16 protein-coding genes are annotated in these 14341 nt (G+C 72.5%); 11 read left to right on the top strand and 5 right to left on the bottom strand.

The genetic code is table 11. The annotated features are described in order from the left end of the window. Positions 1-74 precede the first annotated feature (74 nt). Complete coding sequence (locus ABT288_RS41130) at positions 75-677, bottom strand: TIGR03086 family metal-binding protein (protein ID WP_351619484.1); 603 nt, start codon at positions 675-677, stop codon at positions 75-77. Positions 678-850: 173 nt separating this feature from the next. Here ABT288_RS41130 and ABT288_RS41125 point away from each other — a divergent pair, with 173 nt between their 5' ends. Both ABT288_RS41125 and ABT288_RS41120 read left to right on the top strand, forming a co-directional pair. Next, positions 851-1876 (top strand): helix-turn-helix transcriptional regulator, encoded by a 1026-nt coding sequence (locus ABT288_RS41125; protein ID WP_351619481.1) that lies wholly within the window; start codon positions 851-853, stop codon positions 1874-1876. Positions 1877-1921: 45 nt separating this feature from the next. Continuing rightward, positions 1922-2278, top strand: coding sequence for a hypothetical protein (locus tag ABT288_RS41120; protein WP_351619478.1), 357 nt, complete (start codon positions 1922-1924; stop codon positions 2276-2278). A gap of 85 nt (positions 2279-2363) precedes the next feature. Here ABT288_RS41120 and ABT288_RS41115 read toward each other — a convergent pair whose 3' ends face one another. Beyond that, complete coding sequence (locus ABT288_RS41115) at positions 2364-2990, bottom strand: TetR family transcriptional regulator (RefSeq protein ID WP_351619475.1); 627 nt, start codon at positions 2988-2990, stop codon at positions 2364-2366. Positions 2991-3135: 145 nt separating this feature from the next. On the opposite strand from ABT288_RS41115, the gene ABT288_RS41110 reads away from it, so the two are divergent. From ABT288_RS41110 to ABT288_RS41100, 3 genes are all read left to right on the top strand, one after another. Then, the gene (locus tag ABT288_RS41110; protein ID WP_351619472.1) at positions 3136-3303 is read left to right on the top strand and encodes a hypothetical protein; all 168 of its coding nucleotides are present in this window, start codon (positions 3136-3138) and stop codon (positions 3301-3303) included. 32 nt (positions 3304-3335) lie between these two features. After that, on the top strand, positions 3336-3614 hold the full coding sequence (locus tag ABT288_RS41105) for a DUF4190 domain-containing protein (RefSeq protein ID WP_351619470.1): 279 nt from the start codon (positions 3336-3338) through the stop codon (positions 3612-3614). A 954-nt stretch (positions 3615-4568) separates the two neighbouring features. Then, entirely contained in the window at positions 4569-5738 is a 1170-nt protein-coding gene (locus ABT288_RS41100; protein WP_351619468.1) for a cysteine desulfurase family protein, read from the top strand. 262 nt (positions 5739-6000) lie between these two features. Here the strand turns inward: ABT288_RS41100 and ABT288_RS41095 are convergent, their stop codons facing one another. Next, positions 6001-6576: an N-acetylmuramoyl-L-alanine amidase gene (locus ABT288_RS41095; protein ID WP_351619466.1), complete on the bottom strand. Its 576-nt coding sequence runs from the start codon at positions 6574-6576 to the stop codon at positions 6001-6003. 92 nt (positions 6577-6668) lie between these two features. Between ABT288_RS41095 and mnmA the strand changes: the two genes are divergently transcribed. Continuing rightward, the gene (mnmA, locus tag ABT288_RS41090) at positions 6669-7793 is read left to right on the top strand and encodes a tRNA 2-thiouridine(34) synthase MnmA (protein ID WP_351619464.1); all 1125 of its coding nucleotides are present in this window, start codon (positions 6669-6671) and stop codon (positions 7791-7793) included. 6 nt (positions 7794-7799) lie between these two features. Here the strand turns inward: mnmA and ABT288_RS41085 are convergent, their stop codons facing one another. Together ABT288_RS41085 and ABT288_RS41080 are read right to left on the bottom strand one after the other, a co-directional pair. After that, complete coding sequence (locus ABT288_RS41085; protein ID WP_351619461.1) at positions 7800-8582, bottom strand: alpha/beta fold hydrolase; 783 nt, start codon at positions 8580-8582, stop codon at positions 7800-7802. 37 nt (positions 8583-8619) lie between these two features. Further along, complete coding sequence (locus tag ABT288_RS41080; protein ID WP_351619458.1) at positions 8620-8943, bottom strand: DUF427 domain-containing protein; 324 nt, start codon at positions 8941-8943, stop codon at positions 8620-8622. A 76-nt stretch (positions 8944-9019) separates the two neighbouring features. Between ABT288_RS41080 and ABT288_RS41075 the strand changes: the two genes are divergently transcribed. From ABT288_RS41075 to ligA, 5 genes are all read left to right on the top strand, one after another. Next, entirely contained in the window at positions 9020-9559 is a 540-nt protein-coding gene (locus tag ABT288_RS41075) for an LOG family protein (protein ID WP_351619456.1), read from the top strand. Between the two features lie 7 nt (positions 9560-9566). Continuing rightward, positions 9567-10265, top strand: a complete 699-nt coding sequence (locus ABT288_RS41070) for an SDR family oxidoreductase (protein ID WP_351619453.1) — start codon at positions 9567-9569, stop codon at positions 10263-10265. Further along, positions 10262-10645, top strand: coding sequence for a hypothetical protein (locus ABT288_RS41065; RefSeq protein WP_351619450.1), 384 nt, complete (start codon positions 10262-10264; stop codon positions 10643-10645). The genes ABT288_RS41070 and ABT288_RS41065 overlap by 4 nt, the downstream gene beginning before the upstream one ends. A gap of 95 nt (positions 10646-10740) precedes the next feature. Beyond that, complete coding sequence (locus ABT288_RS41060; RefSeq protein ID WP_351619447.1) at positions 10741-11748, top strand: methionine synthase; 1008 nt, start codon at positions 10741-10743, stop codon at positions 11746-11748. A 15-nt stretch (positions 11749-11763) separates the two neighbouring features. Further along, complete coding sequence (gene ligA / locus ABT288_RS41055; protein ID WP_351619444.1) at positions 11764-13956, top strand: NAD-dependent DNA ligase LigA; 2193 nt, start codon at positions 11764-11766, stop codon at positions 13954-13956. Positions 13957-14341: the final 385 nt, after the last annotated feature.

The following is a 14341-nucleotide window of genomic DNA, read 5'->3' as shown; positions in this document are numbered from 1 at the left end:
CCCGCGGGCGACCGCGCGCAACGGCGCACCCGTACCCGGAAGGCGGCCGTGAGCCCGGCGGCGCGTCCCGGCACTCAGGCCCGGTCGATCGGGGTGCGGCCCAGCCAGGCCGCCAGCTCCCCGTAGACGTCGGCGTCCTCGGGGGCCACCCGGCGGTCGTCGAAGGGCGTCTCGGCGTCCCGCGGCCGGGAGTCCGGCAGGACCGCGTGGGCGGTCGCCAGGGCGAACTCGGCGAGCTCCGGGTCGAGTTCGAGCGGGTGGCCGACCGCCTCGGCGAGGTCCCAGGTGTGGGTCACGATCTCCATGACATAGCCGGAGAGCGCCGCGTGGCCCGGCACCTCGCCCCACGGCACCCGCACCGGGGACGTCATCCGCTCGTCGCTCTCCCACGCCTTCAGCACGCGGACGCGTACCTCGTCGTAGGCCGCCGTCCAGCCGTCGTCCGCGACCCCGTGGGCGGTCGGCTCCACCGCCATTCCGTCGCCGCCCTCGCCGACCACCGCGATCCGCCGGGTGCCGCCGACGATGTGGCCCAGCAGGGCCCGTACGTCGTACTCGGAACAGGGGGTCGGGGCGGTGAGCTGTTCGGGGCGCACGCTCTTGATGAGGGCCGCCGCCTGCTCGGTGGCGCGGGTGTAGACGGGACGCGGGTCGGTGAAACCGGTGGTGGTGGTCATGGTGTGCCTCTCTGTTTCCCCGGTGGTCGGTGGGACCGTCTCGGTGAGTCGGTAGGACCGCTCGATGAGCCGGTGGGACGTCTCCGCGAGTCGGTAGGACGAGGATCGCGCGTTAACCTGACACCTGCCGTCAACATTTGCGAGAAGCCCGCCGGGGACGGGATTCTGGGCGCGTGAAGTCCGACCGGCTGCTGTCGATCCTGCTGCTCCTGCAGACCCGGGGGCGCGTTCCCGCGCACGAACTCGCCGACCGGCTGGAGGTGTCGGTCCGCACCATCTACCGGGACATCGAGGCGCTGTCGGCCTCCGGCGTCCCGGTGTACGCCGAGCGCGGCCGGCACGGCGGCATCGAACTCCTCGCCGGTTTCCGCACCGACGTCACCGGACTGACCGCCGACGAGTCCCGCGCCCTGTTCATCCTGGCGGCCCAGGGCGCCCACGCCGCGCTCGGTCTCGACGCGGCCCTCGGCTCGGCCCTGCGCAAGGTGATGGCCGCGCTGCCGGCGCCGCACCGGCCCGCCGCCGAGGTGACCAGCCGCCGCATCCTGGTGGACGCCACCCGCTGGAAGAGCGGCCCCCAGCAGGCCGTCGACCTGGAGGTGCTGCAGGACGCGGTGTTCGCCGACCGGCGCCTGAGGCTGCGCTACCGGCACAGCGGGGAGCGGGAGCCGCGGACGTACACCGTGGACCCGTACGGCCTGGTCGCCAAGGCCGGGGTCTGGTACCTGGTCGCCGACCGGCGCGGAGCGCCGCACCTGTTCCGGGCCGACCGGATCCGCTCGGCCCGGCCGCTGGACGAGCCGGTGCGGCGCCGCCCGGGTGTCGAACTCGCCGACGTCTGGGCGGTGTTGCGTTGCCAGGTGGAGGACCGGCCGGGCGGGATCGAGGTCACCGTGCGGGTACGGCGCGAGCTGCTCGACATGTTCCTGCGGATGGCCGCCGCCCAGCTGACGGCACCGCCCGACGACGACGGCGAGAGCGACTGGGTCACCGCCCGGCTCACCTACCCGGCGCTGCGCGCGGTCCGCCAACTCCTCGCGTTCTCCGACCAGGTGGAGCTGCTGGACCCGCCCGAAGCCCGCGCGGAACTGCTGGCGGCGGCCCGTTCTGTCACGGCCGTGTACCAGGAGGGGCCCTGCCCCCGATTGACAGCCGGCGGACAGGAAGAGCCCAAGTGTCGCCAAGACAGCGCTGGTTGAGTGCGGCTCCTCAGGACTTCCTCACCCTCACCGGAGCTGACTCGCATGAAACGTGCCCGTCTCGTCCCCGCCGTCGCCCTGCTGGCCCTGTCCCCGCTGCTGCTGACCGCGTGCGGCTCGGGCGACTCCTCCTCGTCCGGCGGCAACCCCGCTCAGCGGCAGGCCTGCCGGGCGCCGTCCGGCATGCCCACGGGCGGCACCGGCCGCCGGCCGGCCGGGATGCCGAGCGGGATGCCGAGCGGGATGCCGTCCGGCAGGCCTTCGGGCGCGCCGTCGGGCGGGTCGTCCGTGAAGCCCACCGGCACGCCCAGCGGTGCCCCCGCGGGCATGCCGAGCGGCGCACCCGGCGGCCAGGGCGGCGGCTGCGGCGGTCCGGGTGGCGGACAGGCCCAGCAGGGCTGAGGGAGGGACAGAGCGGAGAACCGTACGGCGAGAGGGGCGGCGCACAGCGGGCCTGCCGCCCCTTTCGCCGCTGTCCCGCGGCGGCTCAGTCCAGCCAGTGGCCGCGGCCGATGGAGATGAGCCGCAGCTGCCGGGTGGCGAGCTGGGTGACGCGCTCCCGCTCCTCCGCCGGCGCCTCCAGGGCCTCCAGGAAGAGCGAGGCGGTGATGAGCATCTGGTCGACGTAGAGGTGCGCGAGCATCAGCAGGTCGTCGTCGCTCCAGCCCGCGGCCTCGGGGTCCTTGGCCAGCTCGGCCTTCACCTCCTCGGCGAACCGGACCAGTTGGGCACGGATGGCCTCCCGCACCGGCTGCACCCCGCCGTGCCGTTCCCGGGCGATGAACCGGACATGCGCGGGGTACGCGTCCACGTGGCGGGCGATCAACTCGATGGCGCGCGTGATGCGCTCCTCGCTGTCGCCCGCCGTGGACACCGTCGTCCGCACCATCGCGTGCAGGCTGCCCAGCGCCTCGTCGACCAGCGCCACACCGAGGTCGGCGGTCGAGCGGAAGTGCCGGTAGAACGCGGTCGGTGCGACGCCGACGGCCCGGGTGACCTCGCGCAGACCCAGGCTGCTCAGGCTCTGCTCCTCCAGCAGCGCGAGCGCCGCGTCGAGGAACGCCTGCCGGGTCTTCTGTTTCTGCGCCTGCCGGATGCCGAGGGTGTGACTCATGTCATCCAGTTAACAACTGTTCTCTGGAATTGGGAAGCCGGGAAGCGCGCTAGCATAGAAGTCAGTGAACAAGTGTTACTACAACTGTTCACCGAAACTTCACACCGGCCCGATACGAGGTATCCCGGAGGGGGGATCTGATCCCATGTTGTTCCTCGTCGCCGCACTTATGCTGCTCGGTGTCGTGCTGGGCACCGTCGCCCACGCGCCGCTGACCGTCACCGCCGCCGTCGCCGCCGTCATCGCCGTCTGGCTCGGCATCTTCGCGATCCGCGAGCGCCTCGGCCGCCGACGCCGCACGCCGGCCAACTGACCGTCCGCCACGACTTCCAGGAGCTGAGCACCATGCAACTCACCGCACCGGTCACGAGCGGCAACGACACCCGCCCGGCCGCACGCGACGCCGACGGCATGGCCGTCGCGTCCTTCATCCTGGGCCTTCTCGGCCTGCTCGTCCTCAACATCTTCCTCGGCCCGATCGCCATCGTCCTGGCCGCCGTCTCCCTCTGGCGCGGCACCGCTCGCCGCGGCCGGGCCCTGCTGGGCCTGACCCTGGGCGTGGCCGACCTGGCCGTCCTCGCCATCGCGATGGAGGTCTCCCACACGCTGTCGTGGAGCCTGTGAGCCGGGGCAGCGCCGCCTGACGAGGGCAGCCCCGAGGACGACGGGGCACCCGGCCGGCCAGCGGCCGCCCCACCGCGGGCACCCGCCCCGCGACGGCCGACCGCCACCACCGCACCTGCCACGGGCGCACCCACCGCGGACCCCCCACCCGCGCCGCAGGCACACCCGCCCCACCCTCGCCACTGCCGCAGGGTTCCGACGAGCCACCGTCGCCGCCACCGCTGCGAGGCACCGGTCTCACCGCCTCGCCACGGACGCGCCCGCCCTGGACCTCCACCCGCGCCGCAGGCACACCCGCTCCACCCTCGCCACTGCCGCAGGGTTCCGACGAGCCACCGTCGCCAGCAGCACTGCGGGGCACCAGCCTCACCGCCTCGCCACGGACGCGCCCGCCCCGGACCTCCACCGGTGCCGCAGGCGCACCCGCGCGCCACCTTCGCCGACCGTGTCACCGTCGCACGGGGGTGCCCGCAAGGCACCGTCGCCGCCACCGCTGCGGGGCACCAGGCCCGCCACGCCGTTACCCCGTCACCGCCGCAGGCGCACCTGGCCCGCTGTCCCCGCTCCCGCCATCGCTGGGGGCATACCCGATCCACCCCCGCCACCCGCGTCCTGGGGTCACCCGGCCCACCGGCGTCAGTGCCGGAGGCCCGACAAGCCACCGCCGTAGGGCACTTGGCCCTCACCGTGTGGCCTTGCATCACGTGGCCGCCACCCCGCCACCGCCGTGGGGAGACCCGGCCCGCCACCCTCGCCACTGCCACCGGGGCAGGGACGCCCACCGCCGTGGGCAGCCGCTCCGCCGGGCGGAACGGGTGGGTACGGCCGACAGTGCCGTGCCGGGTGCCAGGCCGCCAAGTCCGGGTGCAACCCGGCAGGGTGCAGGGCAGGCCAGGCCAACCTGCACGGCCGAAGCCGACCGCAGGGTCCCGGCGCCGTAGAATCGGCCTCACCATGGCTTACCTCGACCACGCCGCGACGACCCCGATGCTCCCGGAGGCGGCAGAGGCCCTGACCGCCCAGTTGAGCATCACGGGCAACGCCTCCTCCCTTCACGCATCCGGCCGGCAGGCACGCCGCACGGTCGAGGAATCCCGTGAGACCCTCGCCGAGGCGCTCGGCGCCCGCCCCAGCGAGGTCGTCTTCACCTCGGGCGGCACCGAGGCCGACAACCTCGCGGTGAAGGGCCTGTACTGGTCCCGCCGCGCCGCCGACCCGGCCCGCACCCGCGTCCTGGCCAGCCCCGTCGAGCACCACGCCGTCCTCGACGCCGTCCACTGGCTCGGCGAGCGCGACGGCGCGACGGTCGAGTACCTCCCCGTCGACCCCTACGGCCGCGTCCACCCCGACGCCCTGCGCGAGGCCATCGCCCGCAACCCCGACGACGTCGCCCTGGTCACCGTGATGTGGGCCAACAACGAGATCGGCACGATCCTGCCGGTCCGCGAACTCGCCGAGGTCGCCGCAGAGTTCGGCATCCCGATGCACGCCGACGCGGTCCAGGCCTTCGGTCAGCTCCCGGTCGACTTCGCCGCCTCCGGCCTCGCCGCGATGACCGTGTCGGGCCACAAGATCGGCGGCCCGTACGGCATCGGCGCGCTGCTGCTGGGCCGCGACCAGACCCCCGTGCCGGTCCTGCACGGCGGCGGCCAGGAGCGGCACGTCCGCTCCGGCACCCTCGACGTCCCCGCCATCGCGTCCTTCGCCGTCGCCGGCCGCCTCGCCGCCGAGCGGCGGGAGTGGTTCGCCCGGGAGATCGGCGCCCTGCGCGACCAGCTGATCGCGGCGGTCCGCAGCGCCGTCCCGGACGCGATCCTCGGCGGCGACCCGGCATCCGAGGGCCGCCTGCCGGCCAACGCGCACTTCACGTTCCCCGGCTGCGAGGGCGACTCCCTGCTGCTTCTGCTGGACGCCCAGGGCATCGAGTGCTCGACCGGCTCCGCCTGCACCGCCGGCGTCGCCCAGCCCAGCCACGTCCTGCTCGCCACCGGCACCGAGCCGGACCTGGCCCGCGGCACCCTGCGCTTCTCCCTCGGCCACACCTCCACGGAGGCGGACGTCGAGGCCGTCGCCAAGGCGATCGGACCGGCGGTGGAGCGGGCACGGGCGGCGGGGCTCAGCTGAGCACACAAAGGCGACCTACGAGGCGGGTTCCCTTCGCCGGCATTGTCCGGATCAGGTGATGGGGGTCGCCTTCCGGTCCAGTCCTTGCGACCTTCCGGCCTCTCAGCCCGAGCGTCGATGTCGGCACCAGCGGAGATGGTGTACCTCTCCTTGAAGAGAACAGATATCTCGCGCTGAAGTCGGCTACTCCGCTTGGGCTCCCTCACTCGTCTCGTAGGTCTTGTAAACAGGATAGAACCACACCTACCGGACGAAAAAGGGCCTAGGCCTTGATTTTTTTCAGGTATCGCTCCCAGTCCCAGTGAGGCCCCGGATCGGGCATGCCGTACCGGGCGCATATCGCCGCCGTCAGCCGGGCCGAGGACGCGTACGCGGCCTCCGTGAAGGAGGAGGCGTCCGCCACGAGACCCTCGTGCTCGATGCACACACTGCGCTCGTTGTACTCACGGTTGCCCGCGTGGAACGCCACGTCCAGCTCCCGTATCAGCTGGGTGATACGCCCGTCCCTGCGCACGATGTAGTGCGCCGCCGCGCCGTGTGCCGGGTCCTGGAAGGCCTTGACCGCGCTCGCGTAGCCGCCCTCCGTGACATGGATGACGACCCGGTCGATCGCGTAGTCGTCCGGCCGGTCCGCCCGCCGGTAGTTCGCCGGGGACGCCGGCACCCAGCGCGCGCCCCGGAAGTCCACGGCCCCCGCCACCCGGGGCTTCTCCACCCCGGGCAGCCGCCACCACAGGTGCGTCAGCTCCGCACGGGCCGGCGCGGCCGTACCCACGGCGGTCACCGCGCCACCGACGAACAGGGCCCGCCGCCCCAGCCACCGATCCGTGTCACTCATCCCGCCCCCGCACACGCCCCGTTCCGCTCCCTGTGATCGTCAACGGATATCCGGCGGTCCCGGTTCCCGCGGCCCCGTACCCTGGAGGGGCTATGACTGAGACCCCGCAGCGCCCCCTCCGCGTCCTCGCCGCCATGTCCGGCGGAGTCGACTCCGCCGTCGCCGCCGCGCGCGCCGCGGAAGCCGGCCACGACGTCACCGGCGTCCACCTCGCGCTCTCCGCGAACCCGCAGTCGTTCCGGACCGGCGCGCGGGGCTGTTGCACCATCGAGGACTCGCGTGACGCCCGCCGCGCGGCCGACGTCATCGGCATCCCCTTCTACGTCTGGGACCTCGCCGACCGCTTCCGCGAGGACGTGGTCGAGGACTTCGTCGCCGAGTACGAGGCCGGCCGCACCCCCAACCCGTGCCTGCGCTGCAACGAGAAGATCAAGTTCGCCGCGCTGCTCGACAAGGCGCTGGCGCTGGGCTTCGACGCGGTGTGCACCGGCCACTACGCCAAGGTGATCGTGCGCGAGGACGGCTCCCGCGAACTGCACCGCGCCTCCGACATGGCGAAGGACCAGTCGTACGTCCTCGGTGTGCTGGACGAGAAGCAGCTCGCCCACGCGATGTTCCCGCTCGGCGACACGATCACCACCAAGGAGGAGATCCGCGCCGAGGCCGAGCGCCGCGGTCTCGCGGTCGCCAAGAAGCCCGACTCGCACGACATCTGTTTCATCGCCGACGGCGACACCCAGGGCTTCCTGGCCCAGCGGCTGGGCAGGGCGGAGGGCGACATCGTCGACGAGTCCGGCACCAGGCTGGGCACGCACGAGGGCGCGTACGGCTTCACCATCGGCCAGCGCAAGGGCCTCAGGATCGGCACGCCCGCCCCCGACGGCAAGCCCCGCTACGTCCTCGACATCTCGCCGGTCACCAACACGGTCACCGTCGGCCCCGCCGCCGCCCTGGACGTCACCGCCCTCACCGCGATCAAGCCCCGCTGGTGCGGCACCGCCCCCACCGGCCCCGGCAGCTACACCGCCCAGCTGCGCGCCCACGGCGGCGAGACCGAGGTCGTCGCCGAGCCGGTCGACGGCGAGCTGCGCGTGCGCTTCACCGAACCGGTCCGCGGCGTCGCCCCCGGCCAGGCGATCGTCCTGTACGACGGCACGCGCGTGGTCGGTTCGGCGACGATCGCGTCGACCACGCGCGCGACGGCCGCAGCGGTGTAGGCACCCCTAGCCGGCCACGAACTCCGCGAGCACCGGTCCCAGCACCTCCGGCTCCACCATGTGGGTCTGCCCCGGAAGCACCCGGTACGTGCCCCGGGGCACCGCTTCCGCAACGGCTTGGCCCGCCCTGTGCATCCACTCCGGGCTGGCGCCGCCCGTGACCGCCAGCACGGGCACGGAGATCGCGGCGAGCCGGTCGCGGGGGAGCAGACCGTCACCCATGACCGTGTCGTCGTAGGCGAGACTCGGCGCGACGGCCTCCATGCCGGCCCACATCGGCGACTGGCGGGCGCGCTGGATCATCCCCTCGGCCAGACCCGTCAGCCGCAGGAACAGCTCCACCGCGTCCCCGCGCCGGTCCTCGGAGAGCGCCTTGTTCAGCTGCTCCTTGTACGTGGCCTCCCGCTCGGCGCCCCCCTGCAGGAAGTCGGCGTACGGCACCTCGTACACGGCGGCCCGGCCGACCGGCAGCCCGCTCGCCACCGCCTCGAGCACCAGCGCGCCGCCCGAGGAGACCCCGAACAGCGCCGCCTCGCCTTCCACGGCGTCGATCAGCGCGGCCAGGTCCTCGACCTCGCGCTCGACCGCGTAGGGCTTCGTGTCCCCGCTCTCGCCGCGGCCCCGGCGGTCGTAGACGACGGCCGTGCAGTGGCCCGCGATGCGCTGCGCCAGGGGCGCAAGGGTGCCACCGGTGGACATCGCGCCGCTCACCAGGACCACCGTCGGCCCCTGACCGGTCACTTGGTACGCGAGGGTGGTTCCGTCCCGCGAAGTCGTCTTCTTGTCCATGTCGGTGCAGACTGCCGTACCGGCACGGACTCATCGCTCACGACACGTCGACGTCGTAGAAGCAGAAGTGATCCTTGATCTCCGTCACCCCCGGTTTCGGGTCCGGGTACGCCCACACCAGGTCCGGCGCGTCCGGCAGCGACCAGTAGGACGCCGTGCCCTTGAAGGGGCACACGGTGTGCGTGCCGGAGGGGGTCAGCAGGTCGAGGCGTACGTCCTCGGCGGGGATGTAGTACCGCACGGGACAGCCCGTCTCGCGCAGCACGAGCGGTCGGTCGGTCTCCGCGAGCACCTGGTCGCCGTGCACCACGCGCACGTGCTGCTCGCTCTTGTCGATGGTGATCGTGTGTCCTTCGGCCATACAAGGACAGCACCGGCGGCCCCGTGCTTCTTCCCGCCCGGTACCGCCCATGTGGCGGGGCCGTACGGTAGGGGCCATGAACATCTGCGTCTTCCTGTCCGCCGCCGACCTCGACGAGCGTTACACGCGCCCCGCGCGCGAGTTCGCGGAGCTCATCGGCAAGGGCGGTCACACCCTGGTCTGGGGCGGTTCCGACGTCGGTCTGATGAAGGTCGTCGCGGACGGGGTGCACGAGGCGGGCGGCAGGCTGCTGGGCGTGTCCGTGGAGTTCCTCGCCAACAAGGCGCGGCCCGGCGCCGACGAGATGGTCATCGCCGCCGACCTCGCCGAACGCAAGAAACTGCTGCTGGAGAACGCCGACGCCGTGGTGATCATGGTGGGCGGCACCGGCACGCTGGACGAGGCCACCGAGATCCTGGAGCTGAAGAAGCACGGCCGCACCGGCAAGCCGGTCGTCCTGCTGAACACCGCGGGCTTCTACGACGGCCTCAAGCAGCAGTTCCGCCGCATGGAGGAGGAGGGCTTCCTGCCCCGTCCGCTGTCCGAGCTGGTGTTCTTCGCCGAGGAGCCGGTCGGTGCGCTGGCGTACCTGGAGGAGCAGCTCGGCGTGCACTGATGCGAGCATGGCGGGCATGGCTACTCATGTGATCACCGGGGCCGGTTCCGGCATCGGCGCGGCCGTCGCCCGCCGTCTGCACGCGCGCGGGGACGAACTGTGGCTGCACGCGCGCGACGCGGGCCGCGCGAAGGAGCTGGCGGCCGAGTTCCCCGGCGCCCGGACCCTGGTCGGTGACCTGGCCGACCCGGAGCGGCTCTCCTGGGCCTTCTCGCACCAGACCCTCCCGGACCGGGTGCACTCCTTGTTGCACATCGCGGGCGTCGTCGACCTGGGCGAGGTCGGCGACCTGACCCCCAAGTCCTGGCGTCACCAGCTCAACGTCAACCTGATGGCCCCCGCCGAGCTGACCCGGCACTTCCTGCCCCAGCTGCGCGCGGCCCACGGCCATGTGATCTTCGTCAACTCCGGCGCCGGCCTGAGCGCCCACGCCGGCTGGTCCGCGTACGCCGCCTCCAAGCACGGCCTGAAGGCCCTCGCCGACTCCCTGCGCCACGAGGAGCACGCGAACGGCGTCCGGGTCACCTCGGTCTACCCCGGCCGCACGGCCAGCCCCATGCAGGCCAAGGTCCACCAGCAGGAGGGCAAGGAGTACGACGCGTCGAGGTGGATCGACCCCGAGTCGGTCGCCACGACGATCCTCATGGCCCTGGACCTGCCCGGGGACGCGGAGGTCAACGACCTGACCGTGCGGCCGGGGCGGTGAGCGCGACCAGCGGCGCCGAGGTCCGGGACCGGCCGGCGAGGGCCTGGTCCCGGACGGAGGGCGTGCTGATCCTGGGCGGCCCGGACCTGGGCACGCCGCTCGCCGAACGCCCGGTGGCGGGGGAGGTCCTCGCCCCGCAGGAGCTGACGGAACTGCGCGCGCTGACCACCACGGGCGAGTTCACGGGCGACATCTGTCGCTGCCCCGGCAGCCCCACGATCGCCCTCCTCGACGCCGCCGGCGAGTTCATCGGCGCGGGCAGCCTCCACGGCGGCCAGGACATCTCCTGGGAACGCGCCCGCTTCCGCAACAACCTGACGGTGGCCGACCCTGACGCTCTGCTCGCCTTTGCGGAGCGGCACCGCACACCGAGACGCTGACCCGCCCGCCTCCCAGCCGACCGGGTCGGGTGGTGGGTGGACGGCACCCGGGGTCCAGGGGCCGAGCCCCCCGGTGTTCGGCATACCCTGCCGGGGTGAGTGAGAACAGCCAGTTCAGGTTCCCGGGGGCCACCGGAATCGGGTCCATGCCCGGCGGGGACGCCAGGGAAGCGGCCAAGACCGTCACCGGCAGCTTCGAGGACTTCCCCTTCCTGCCCGAGCTGCCCGCGCGCGGCCCCGGCGCCGACATGATCGGCCGTACCGCCGGGATGCTCGTCGAGCTGTACGCGCGCGTGGAGCCCAGCGGCTGGCGCATCGGGGACCGGCCGGGCCGGGACACCAAGCGGGCGTGGTCCTGGCTGGGGGAGGACCTGGACGCCCTGGAGGAGTTCACCCAGGGTTACGAGGGCGATCTGAAGGTGCAGGCGGTCGGGCCGTGGACGCTCGCCGCCGCGCTCGAGCTGAGGAACGGCGAGGCCGCCCTCTCCGACCCCGGCGCCTGCCGCGACCTGGCCGCCTCCCTCGCCGAGGGTCTGCGGCTGCACCTGGCCGAGGTACGCCGCCGGATCCCGGGCGCCCGGCTCCTGCTGCAGCTCGACGAGCCCTCCCTCACCGCCGTCCTGCGCGGACAGGTCCGCACCGCCAGCGGCTACCGCAGCCACCGAGCCGTGGACCGGCAGATCGTGGAGGCCACCCTGCGCGACGTGATCGGGGCCCACGACGGCGGGCCCGTGATCGTCCACTCCTGCGCTCCCGACGTGCCCCTCGCCCTGCTGCGGCGGGCCGGCGCGGCGGGTGTCTCCCTCGACTTCTCGCTGCTCACCGAACGTGACGACGACGCGATCGGCGAGGCCGTCGAGGCCGGTACGCGGCTGTTCGCCGGTGTCGTGCCGGGCACGGACGGCCCATTGTCAGACCCTGCCGGTAGCGTCATGGGTGTCAGGACGCTGTGGCGCAGGCTGGGGCTGCATCCGGGGCTGCTCACGGAGGCGGTCACGGTCACCCCGGCGTGCGGTCTGGCGGGCGCTTCCCCCGTCTACGCACGCCAGGCGCTCGCCCACTGCGTCCGGGCGGCGAGATCTCTCGCGGACAACCCAGAGTAACGGGAGGACAACACGGTGGCCGGCGACAAGCAGCAGGCGGAGACGGCAGTGCCCGCCGAGGCACGTGACAAGCACGCGCAGCTCGCTGAGCAGATCGAGGAGCACCGCTTCCGGTACTACGTGAAGGACGCTCCCGTCATCAGCGACGCCGAGTTCGACAGGCTCCTGAAGACTCTGGAGGCCCTGGAGGAGCAGTATCCGGAGCTGCGCACGCCCGACTCGCCGACCCAGAAGGTCGCGGGGTCGTACGAGACGGAGTTCACCGCGGTCGAGCACCGCCAGCGGATGCTGTCCCTCGACAACACCTTCAACGACGACGAGCTGGCCGCCTGGGCCGAGCGCATCGCGCGCGAACTCGGCGACCAGGAATACCACTTCCTGTGCGAGCTGAAGGTGGACGGCCTCGCCGTCAACCTCACGTACGAGAACGGCCGGCTCACCCGCGCGGCCACCCGCGGCGACGGCCGCACCGGCGAGGACATCACACCCAACGTCCGCACGATCGCGGAGATCCCGGACCGGCTGAAGGGCGACAAGGTCCCCGGCCTGGTGGAGATCCGCGGCGAGGTCTACTTCCCGATGGAGAAGTTCCTCGAGCTGAACGAACGCCTGGTCGCCGCCGGTGACAAACCGTTCGCCAACCCCCGCAACGCCGCCGCCGGTTCGCTGCGCCAGAAGGACCCGCGCGTCACCGCCACCCGCCCGCTGCACATGGTCGTCCACGGCATCGGCGCCCTGGAGGGCTTCACGGGCCTGACCCGCCTCTCCCAGGCCTACGACCTGCTGAAGACCTGGGGCCTGCCCACCTCCCGGCACAACCGCGTGGTCGACGACCTCGACGGCGTACGCGAGTTCATCGCCCACTACGGCGAGAACCGCCACTCCGTGGAGCACGAGATCGACGGTGTCGTGGTCAAGCTGGACGAGATCCGCCTCCAGGGCCGCCTCGGCTCCACCGCGCGGGCGCCGCGCTGGGCGATCGCGTACAAGTACGCGCCGGAGGAGGTCAACACCAAGCTCGTCGACATCAAGGTGGGCGTCGGCCGCACCGGCCGGGTCACGCCGTACGCCCAGGTCGAGCCGGTCACGGTCGCGGGCAGCGAGGTCGAGTTCGCCACCCTGCACAACCAGGAGGTGGTCAAGGCCAAGGGCGTCCTCATCGGTGACACGGTCGTCATCCGCAAGGCCGGTGACGTCATCCCGGAGATCCTCGGCCCGGTGGTCGACCTCAGGGACGGCAGCGAGCGGGAGTTCGTGATGCCGGGCGAGTGCCCCGAGTGCGGCACCCCGCTCCGGCCCATGAAGGAGGGCGACATCGACCTCCGCTGCCCCAACGGCCGTACCTGCCCGGCCCAGTTGCGCGAGCGTGTCTCCTATCTCGCCGGCCGCGAGTGCCTGGACATCGAGCACTTCGGCGGGGTGGCCGCCGCCGCGCTCACCCGCCCGCTGGAACCGGCCGACCCGCCGCTGGTGGACGAGGGCGACCTGTTCGACCTGACGGTGGAGAAGCTGCTGCCCATCAAGGCCTATGTCCTCGACCCCGACAGCGGTCTGCCCAAGCGGGACCCCAAGACGGGCGAGGAGAAGGTCGTCACGGTCTTCGCCAACCAGAAGGGCGAGCCGAAGAAGAACACCCTCGCGCTGCTGGAGAACATCGAGGCGGCCAAGTCCCGGCCGCTCGCGCGCTTCCTGAACGGGCTGTCCATCCGGCATGTCGGGCCGGTCGCCGCGCAGGCCCTCGCCCGCGAGTTCCGCTCCATCGACCGCATCGAACAGGCCACCGAGGAAGAGCTCGCGTCCACCGACGGCGTCGGCCCGATCATCGCCGCCGCGCTCAAGGAGTGGTTCGCCGAGGACTGGCACCGCGAGATCGTCCGCAAGTGGAAGGCCGCTGGAGTCCCGCTGGAGGACGCCTCGACCGGCCAGGACGAGGGCCCGCGCCCGCTGGAGGGGCTCACGGTCGTCGTCACCGGCACGCTGGAGAACTTCACCCGCGACGGCGCGAAGGAGGCACTGCAGACCCGGGGCGCGAAGGTGACCGGATCGGTGTCGAAGAAGACCTCGTTCGTCGTCGTGGGTGACAACCCGGGATCGAAGTACGACAAGGCCATGCAATTGAAGGTTCCTGTCCTGAACGAGGACGGTTTCGGTGTCCTCTTGGAGCAGGGCCCCGAAGCCGCGGCCGAAGTCGCGCTTCCGACCGAGTAGTAGCGGTTGAAGACCACCCGATCGGCGCATATCAGTTGCATACGGGTGGCCCGGGCGCATTCGGGCAACCGTCGACGACCGGTGCCCGTGGAAGCCTTCCGCGGCCTACTGTTGAGATGTGCACCTGCCGTGCCCGGCTGCGGTTGGGGCATCCCCGTGCGCTTCCGGCGTGCGAGGAGGGTTTCTTCAACGCGGAGCCGCTGATGGCTGTCGGACATCGGGCCGCGTGGCGTGGGCACCGCCGGCTGTGAGAGGGACGGGAATGGAACCGACCGAGAGCGTCGCCCCGGACTCACGGCTGCGTCTGCGCCGGCGCGCGTGCACCTGGCGGGCGGCCCGGTGGACGGGGCGGGGTCATGGGCGTACGGGCGGCCGGGCCGGCGCG

Source organism: Streptomyces sp. NPDC001093, from assembly GCF_040298985.1.
Classification (GTDB): Bacteria; Actinomycetota; Actinomycetes; order Streptomycetales; family Streptomycetaceae; genus Streptomyces.
This window is presented reverse-complemented; position numbering and strand designations above follow the sequence as displayed.